This is a genomic window from Bradyrhizobium sp. UFLA05-153 (assembly GCF_054185185.1).
Genome location: NZ_JBBIAM010000103.1, coordinates 26,115 through 33,312 on the forward strand (window position 1 = coordinate 26,115; position 7,198 = coordinate 33,312).

Genomic DNA, 7,198 nt, shown 5'->3' on the forward strand with positions numbered 1-7,198 from the left:
ACTACGAGCGGCCGGCGGATGGTGGCATGCCGCCAGTGCAGGACTCCCGGGTCCAAAATGGTGTATCCGCAGGGAGCGCGGCCCGGCCCTGGCCGCCGCGCCAACATCAGTTCCCGGAGGAAAGCTTATGTCGGCCTTGCCGCTTTCAGGCATCAAGATCCTTGACCTCACGCGCGTACTCGCCGGGCCCTTGTCGGCCCAGATGCTCGGCGATCTCGGCGCTGAGGTGATCAAGATCGAGCGGCCCGGCACCGGCGACGACGCGCGCGCCTTCGGCCCGCCTTATCTCACCGACCCCGAAGGCAAGGCGAACAACAACAACTCGTTCTACCTCTGCGCCAACCGCAACAAGAAGTCGGTCACCGTCAACATCGCCAAGCCCGAAGGACAGGCGATCATCCGCGAGCTCGCCAAGAACGTCGACGTCTTCATGGAGAACTACAAGGTCGGCGATCTCAAGCGCTACGGACTCGATTACGAGACGATCAAGGCGATCAACCCCGGCATCGTCTACTGCTCGGTGACCGGCTTCGGCCAGACCGGCCCCTACGCGCCGCGCGCCGGCTATGATGCGATCCTGCAGGCGATGGGCGGCCTGATGAGCGTCACCGGCCATATCGACGGCGAGCCTGGCGAGGGCCCGATGAAGGTCGGCCCGTCGATCGTCGACTACATGACCGGCATGAACACCTCGATCGGGATTCTCTCGGCGCTCTACCATCGCGACGCCAATGGCGGGGAAGGACAGCACATCGACGTCTGCCTGTTCGATACCGTCATCGCATCGTTGTCGCACTGGCTGCAGATCTACCTCGTCAACGGCAAGACACCGCCGCGCCGCGGCACCTGGGGCAATGGCGGCATGCCCGCCGGCGTGTTCCGCTGCACCGACGGCGAACTGATGCTGGTGGTCGGCAATGACGGCCAGTTCCAGCGTACCTGCGCCGTGCTGGGCGAGCCCGACCTCGCCAACGACAAGCGCTTCATCAGGAACAACGACCGCGTCGTGCACGGCAAGGAGATCATGGCGATCTTCGCTGGTCTGTTCCTGAAGAAGCCGGTGGCCTACTGGCTGGAAAAGCTGGAGGAGGCCGGCGTGCCGTCAGGTCCGATCAACAATTTCGAGCAGGTGTTCAGCGATCCGCACGTCCAGTCGCGCGGCATGCGGGTGAAGGTCAACCACAAGTTCGAGCCCGAATTGTCGCTGATCCGCAACGCGCTGACGTTCTCCGAGACGCCGGTGACGGACTATCGGGCGCCGCCGCTTTTAGGGGAGCACACGCAGGAAGTGCTCGGCGGACAACTCGGCTATGATGCGGAGCGGATCGAGGCGCTGAAGAAGCAGGGCGTGATCTAGGGCGACATCGGATGACTACCGGCAAGACCATCATTACCTGCGCGATCACCGGCAACCTCACGAAGCCCGAGCAGTCGCCTTATCTGCCGATTACGCCCGAGCAGATCGCGACCTCCGCGCTCGAAGCGGCCGAAGCCGGCGCAGCGATCGCTCATATCCACGTGCGTGATCCCGCAACGGGGCGACCGTCGATGTCGATCGATCTCTATCGCGAGGTCGTCGAGCGCATCCGCGCCCGCAACAGGAGCCTGGTCATCAATCTCACCACCGGGCCGGGCGGGCGCTTTGTTCCATCGCACGACGACCCTCGTGTCGCCGGTCCCGGCACCACACTGCTCCAGCCGGAGAAGCGCGTCGAGCATATCGAGTTGCTCAAGCCCGACATCTGCACGCTCGATCTCAATACCATGAACTCAGGCGGCGAGGTCGTGATCAACACGCCTCGCAACGTCCGCATCATAGCCGAGCGGATGAGAGCAGTGGGCGTGCTGCCGGAGATCGAGCTGTTCGATTCCGGCGACTGCCATCTCGCGCGCGACCTTCTGGCCGACGGCACACTGAAGGGGCCCGGCCTGTTCTCCCTCGTGCTCGGCGTGAAGTACGGCTTCTCCGCGACATCGGAGACGATGTTCTATGCACGCAGTCTTCTGCCGCCGGGTGCGATCTGGTCCGGCTTCGGCATCGGCCGCGCCGAATTCCCGATGGTCGCGCAGGCGTACTTGCTCGGCGGCCATGTCCGGGTCGGCATGGAGGACAATCTCTATTTGTCCAAGGGCGTGCTGGCGAAGACCAATGCCGAGCTGTGCGCGCATGCCTCGGGCATCCTGAAAAGCCTTGGCGCGAGCATTGCCACGGCCGACGACGCGCGCGCCATGCTCGGCCTCGCCTGACTCCCGCCGTCAGCCCCGCTGCTCCCGCCACAGGCATTTTGCCGACTCGCGGACATCCGAGGGGCGGCTGCCGAACTGGCGGCGGAAGACGCGGTTGAAATAGGAGACGTCGCCAAAACCGCTTTCATGGGCGATCTGCGCGATGTTGAGATGGCGGTACCTGCGGTCGACCAGCATGCGCTGGGCTTTTGCCAGACGCTCGGTCAGCACGAAGGCCGAGAACGACGAGCCGTCCTGCTCGAACAGTTTTTGCACATAGCGCGGCGAGATGCCGTGACGTGCGGCGATCGTTTCGGTCGCCAGTTCGCTGTCGCCAAGCGCGGCCAGAATGTCCGACTTGATCGCGGCCAGTCGTGCCGCGGTGCCGCCGCGCTCCCGGGCGAGTTCGGCGTAGTCGCCCTGGGCACCGAACGCGAGCGCGGCGAGGTCGATCAGGTGTGCCGACACACTGCGCGCGACGGCCGGATCGGTTGATGGATCGCCGTCGTCGAGGACGTCGACATAGCGGGTGAGGAGACGCAGCGCCTCGTTGTTGCTGGGGATCGATTGGCCGAATGCCCGCGAGAAATGCGGCGCGAGCCGTGCAATGGCCGGCAACGAGAACAAAAGGGTGATGAAGCTGCCCTCGGTCAGCATGGTGCTGGTCGAGGGATCGAGCGGCGCGATCACGCTGGCGCTGCCGACGCCGGAGATCAGCTCCTTGCCGAACTGGGTGGCGCTGGCGCGGCCCGAGCGCAGCACGCTGATGGCGACCAGGTCCTTGCCCTTTGTCGCGAGCTCCTTCGAGACCCGGTAATGCGCCGGCGAGCGCGAGCCGGCGGCGATGCTGACATTGGGCAAAAGGTTGAATGTCACGTCGGCGTGGAACGGCTCGTCCCCGATCGGCTCGATGTCGATATTGGCGATGCCGCGTCCATAGACCTCGCGCCACATCTGCAGCCGCTTGGCTTGCGGAAAATCATCCGTGGAGACGCGTGCGCGTCGAAACGGCTCTGTGTCCTGCATGTGCCCCCGCTGGAAACATCGGTACCGTAACTTTGACGCGGGATGCCGGCCGGAAGTTCGAAGCCTTCACGGATTTGGCCGCCTCAGATATCGGCTTTACCCGATTCGATGTCACCTTAAGGTGCTGATTAAGGTGCTGAAATGCGGGGTCGGAACTCTCGGCGCGCGTCACCGGCGAGTTCTCGGGCGCGCGCCAAAGCTACGCCGGCACGGGAACATTCCGGGTGACCTGGTGAGCGCGACGGCGGGTTGAAGAGGGCAAGCGTTCCTTTGTCCACAGATGATCCGTAGTTGCCCCGGCTTTCGTCGCAATCCGGACTCGTATTCGATCCCTTTATCTGACGAACTGGTGTTCGGCAGGGAGGAAGCGAATGTCCTACACGATCGGTTATCAGGTGAAGAACCAGAAGGCAGTTCTGGCGACCGAGGCGGCGACGGCCAACCAGGCCGTGGCGATCGTCGTGGCGCTGCAAAAGTCGGCCGAGGAAATCAAGTTCATCCGCTCGCCGCAGGAAGGCGAGATGGGCATCGAGATGCTGCTGCTGCTGGCGAAGGAAGAGGCCGAGGAGATGCCGCAGCGGATGTAGCCGGCGGAACCCTCGCGGGCATACTTCGATCCTAAGCGAAACGTCGAAGCCTTCGGATTGTCTAGGCTGCCTTCGTTATATTTACAGACGAGGGTGTCCGCCCATGAAACGCGAAGCGCTGCGCGTCGAACCCATCTCGACTTTTCTCGATCGCTGGAAGGCGCCGACCTCGCCGGTGACGCGCGCCGGCAACATGATCTTCGTCGCTGGCCTGCCGCCGTTCGATCCCGACACCGGCGAGATCGCATCCGCGCCGATCGAACGGCAGAGCGAGATCATCATGGAGCAGATGAAGCTCTGCCTGGAGACTGCCGGCGCCAGCCTCGACAACGTCATGAAGTGCAACGTCTATTGCACCTCGACCAAGCACTTCGCCGCTTTTAACGCGGTCTATGCGCGCTACTTCCCCAGCGATCCGCCGGCGCGGATCTTCGTCTGCACGCCCGAATGGTTCGCCCCGTTCGATGTCGAGATCGATTGCATCGCAATGATGTGAGGCGGCTCTAGCGCGCGGCGACCTTCGCCGGGGCCTTGCTTTCCGCCTTGCCGGCCGTCAGCCCCATCACCGCCATCCCGACCACGCGCTCGATGATGCCGTCGACGTCGTCGAGATCGCATCGGCCGTCCGACAGCTTGGTCAGCCGTTCGCTCTCGCGGATGGTGTGGTGCGCCATGGCGAGCGCGAAGTGCAGGCCCCAATAGATCTCCTCGTCGCTGCGGTCGGGCAGTGCGCGGCGCATCGCGGCGGCAAACTTGCGCAGATGGTCGATCTCGCGGTTCTTGATGCGGCGGATCGGCGGCACGGATTCAATCGAGGCGCGGATCATGAAGCGTGCCGCGGTGGAACGCTGGTTCGCCGGCCCCAGGCAGCCGTGCAGGGTAGGGCCGACGAGGGCGCGCAGGATTACGTCGACGGAGGCGCGACCGTCGCCTTGTTCTTCCGCCGTCTTGAGCTCCGCCAGGCGCTCGCGATTGAGGGCGATGCTCCGCGTCACGAACAATTCGGCGATCAACTCGTCCTTCGAGCCGAAATGGTAGTTCACGGCCGCAAGGTTCACGTTGGCCTCGGCGACGATGTCGCGCAGCGTCACGTCGCCAAAGCCGCGATCGGCGTAGAGCCGCTCGGCGGCGGCGAGAATGGCAGATCTGGTCTGATCGCTGGCCATGGGTGCCCTCAGGGGAGGGAGTTGCAATTCAAACAGTTGTATGAAACTATCGTTTGAAGGCCGGGAAAAGTCAATCCGCAATCGGGACCCGTTCGCAACAGCGACGCCGGGTTCCGAAAAGCGGCCCGCAAGCTCGTTGTCGCGGCTTGCAGGCCGCGCGAGGCGGGAGGACAGTCCGGCACAAAAGATCGTTCAAAGAGAGAGACGAGGAGCGTCCCATGGACTTCGACATGTCCCCCAAGCAGAAGGAATGGCTCGAACGCGTGCAGTCCTTCATGACCAAGCACGTGCGCCCCGCTGTTCCCGTCTACAATCAGCAGGACCACACGGGCGAGCGCTGGAAGGTCATCCCGGTTCTCGAAGAGCTGAAGAAGAAGGCCAAGGCCGAGGGCCTCTGGAACATGTTCCTGCCGCCGTCCAAGGAGCACGACGACGACGAATTCCACGGCGCGGGATTGACCAATCTCGAATACGCGCTGCTCTCGGAGCAGATGGGCCACATCTCCTGGGCCTCGGAAGTATTCAACTGCTCCGCGCCCGACACCGGCAACATGGAAGTCTTGTTCCGCTACGGGACCAAGGAACAGAAGCGCAAATGGCTGCGTCCACTGATGGACGGCGAGATCCGCTCCGCCTTCCTGATGACGGAGCCGGCGGTTGCCTCGTCCGATGCTACCAACATCGAGACCCGCATCGAGCGCGACGGTGATCATTACGTCATCAACGGCCGCAAATGGTGGTCGTCCGGTGTCGGCGACCCCCGCTGCAAGATCGCGATCCTGATGGGCAAGACCGATATCAACGCGGCCAAGCATCAGCAGCAGTCGCAGATCCTGGTGCCGCTCGACACGCCCGGCATCAAGATCGAGAAGATGCTGCCGGTGTTCGGCTTCGACGATGCGCCGCACGGCCACGCCCAGGTGCTCTTGGAGAACGTCCGCGTTCCCGCATCGAATCTCCTGCTCGGCGAAGGCCGTGGCTTCGAGATCGCGCAGGGACGCCTCGGTCCCGGCCGCATCCATCACTGCATGCGCACAATCGGCAAGGCCGAGGAGGCGCTGGAGAAGATGGTGAAGCGGCTGATGTCGCGAACCGCGTTCGGCAAGAAGATCATCGAGCACTCGGTGTGGGAGCAGCGTATCGGCGAAGCCCGCACCGATATCGAGATGAACCGCCTGCTGTGCCTGAAGGCCGCCGACATGATGGACAAGGTCGGCAACAAGACCGCGCAGCTCGAGATCGCCATGATCAAGGTCGCAGCTCCCAACATGGCGCTGAAGATCATCGACCAGGCGATCCAGGCCTTTGGCGGCGCCGGTGTCTCGGATGAAGCCGGTCTTGCCAAGGACTACGCGGGCATCCGAACGCTCCGTCTCGCCGACGGTCCGGACGAGGTGCACAATCGCGCCATTGCCAGACTTGAAATCCGGAAGTATGCAAACTCTCCCAAGCACTAAAAGGGAGAGCCCGGCGGCGCTCCCGAATAAGATCGAGAAGACTGTGAGGGAGCGTCATCGTGGCTGACGGCGTCAGGAAAGACGAGGAGTTCTCGGGCACCAAGCCCGTCGAGGAGCGGCATCGTTTCGACGAGCTGCGGCTCGAGAACTGGATGCGCGAGAACGTCGAAGGCTATCAGGGCCCGCTGGTCGTCCTGCAATTCAAGGGCGGCCAGTCCAACCCGACCTATCGGCTGGATACGCCCGGCCGTTCCTACGTGATGCGCCGAAAACCGTTCGGCAAATTGCTGCCGTCGGCGCATGCGGTCGATCGCGAATATCGCGTGATCGCAGCGCTCGGAAAGCAGGGCTTTCCGGTCGCGAAAGCCTATGCGCTCTGCCAGGACGACGGCATCATCGGCGCTGCCTTCTACATCATGTCGATGGAGGAGGGCCGGGTGTTCTGGGATCCGACGCTGCCGAGCCAGACGGGCGAGGCGCGCCGACAAATCTTCACCAGCAAGATCGAGACGCTGGCGAAGCTGCACATGTACGATCCCGCTGCGATCGGCCTTGGCGATTTCGGCAAGCCCGGCAATTATTTCGCGCGGCAGATCGATCGCTGGACCAAGCAGTATCGGGCATCCGAGACCCAGCACATTCCGGAGTTCGAGAAGGTCGCCGAATGGCTGCCGCGCACCGTGCCGGAGCAGGCGCGCGTCTCGATTGTTCACGGGGACTACCGGCTCGACAACAT

The 7,198-nt window shown here is 63.5% G+C and carries 8 protein-coding genes; 6 read left to right on the forward strand and 2 right to left on the reverse strand.

What is annotated here, in order from left to right; genetic code table 11:
• Positions 1-127: 127 nt before the first annotated feature.
• Together Q2941_RS38960 and Q2941_RS38965 are read left to right on the forward strand one after the other, a co-directional pair.
• Complete coding sequence (locus tag Q2941_RS38960; protein WP_027520992.1) at positions 128-1,357, forward strand: CaiB/BaiF CoA transferase family protein; 1,230 nt, start codon at positions 128-130, stop codon at positions 1,355-1,357.
• Positions 1,358-1,368: 11 nt separating this feature from the next.
• Positions 1,369-2,247 (forward strand): beta-keto acid cleavage family enzyme, encoded by an 879-nt coding sequence (locus Q2941_RS38965; protein WP_458195812.1) that lies wholly within the window; start codon positions 1,369-1,371, stop codon positions 2,245-2,247.
• 9 nt (positions 2,248-2,256) lie between these two features.
• On the opposite strand, the gene Q2941_RS38970 is transcribed toward Q2941_RS38965, so the two are convergent.
• A complete protein-coding gene (locus Q2941_RS38970) occupies positions 2,257-3,252 on the reverse strand; it encodes an AraC family transcriptional regulator (protein ID WP_051389599.1) in 996 nt (331 codons plus the stop codon).
• A 371-nt stretch (positions 3,253-3,623) separates the two neighbouring features.
• Here Q2941_RS38970 and Q2941_RS38975 point away from each other — a divergent pair, with 371 nt between their 5' ends.
• Entirely contained in the window at positions 3,624-3,839 is a 216-nt protein-coding gene (locus tag Q2941_RS38975) for a hypothetical protein (protein WP_027520990.1), read from the forward strand.
• A 103-nt stretch (positions 3,840-3,942) separates the two neighbouring features.
• Positions 3,943-4,335: a RidA family protein gene (locus Q2941_RS38980; RefSeq protein WP_458195813.1), complete on the forward strand. Its 393-nt coding sequence runs from the start codon at positions 3,943-3,945 to the stop codon at positions 4,333-4,335.
• A 7-nt stretch (positions 4,336-4,342) separates the two neighbouring features.
• Here the strand turns inward: Q2941_RS38980 and Q2941_RS38985 are convergent, their stop codons facing one another.
• On the reverse strand, positions 4,343-5,005 hold the full coding sequence (locus tag Q2941_RS38985) for a TetR/AcrR family transcriptional regulator (protein ID WP_254113132.1): 663 nt from the start codon (positions 5,003-5,005) through the stop codon (positions 4,343-4,345).
• Between the two features lie 218 nt (positions 5,006-5,223).
• Here Q2941_RS38985 and Q2941_RS38990 point away from each other — a divergent pair, with 218 nt between their 5' ends.
• A complete protein-coding gene (locus tag Q2941_RS38990; RefSeq protein ID WP_027520987.1) occupies positions 5,224-6,462 on the forward strand; it encodes an acyl-CoA dehydrogenase family protein in 1,239 nt (412 codons plus the stop codon).
• Between the two features lie 59 nt (positions 6,463-6,521).
• Positions 6,522-7,198: phosphotransferase family protein (locus Q2941_RS38995; protein ID WP_458195814.1), on the forward strand; the 677-nt coding region annotated here is incomplete at its 3' end.

Coding starts and splice junctions, on each gene's coding strand:
- Q2941_RS38960 (WP_027520992.1), top strand. CDS start 128: ATGTCGGCCTTGCCGCTTTCAGGCATCAAGATCCTTGACCTCACGCGC.
- Q2941_RS38965 (WP_458195812.1), top strand. CDS start 1,369: ATGACTACCGGCAAGACCATCATTACCTGCGCGATCACCGGCAACCTC.
- Q2941_RS38970 (WP_051389599.1), bottom strand. CDS start 3,252: ATGCAGGACACAGAGCCGTTTCGACGCGCACGCGTCTCCACGGATGAT.
- Q2941_RS38975 (WP_027520990.1), top strand. CDS start 3,624: ATGTCCTACACGATCGGTTATCAGGTGAAGAACCAGAAGGCAGTTCTG.
- Q2941_RS38980 (WP_458195813.1), top strand. CDS start 3,943: ATGAAACGCGAAGCGCTGCGCGTCGAACCCATCTCGACTTTTCTCGAT.
- Q2941_RS38985 (WP_254113132.1), bottom strand. CDS start 5,005: ATGGCCAGCGATCAGACCAGATCTGCCATTCTCGCCGCCGCCGAGCGG.
- Q2941_RS38990 (WP_027520987.1), top strand. CDS start 5,224: ATGGACTTCGACATGTCCCCCAAGCAGAAGGAATGGCTCGAACGCGTG.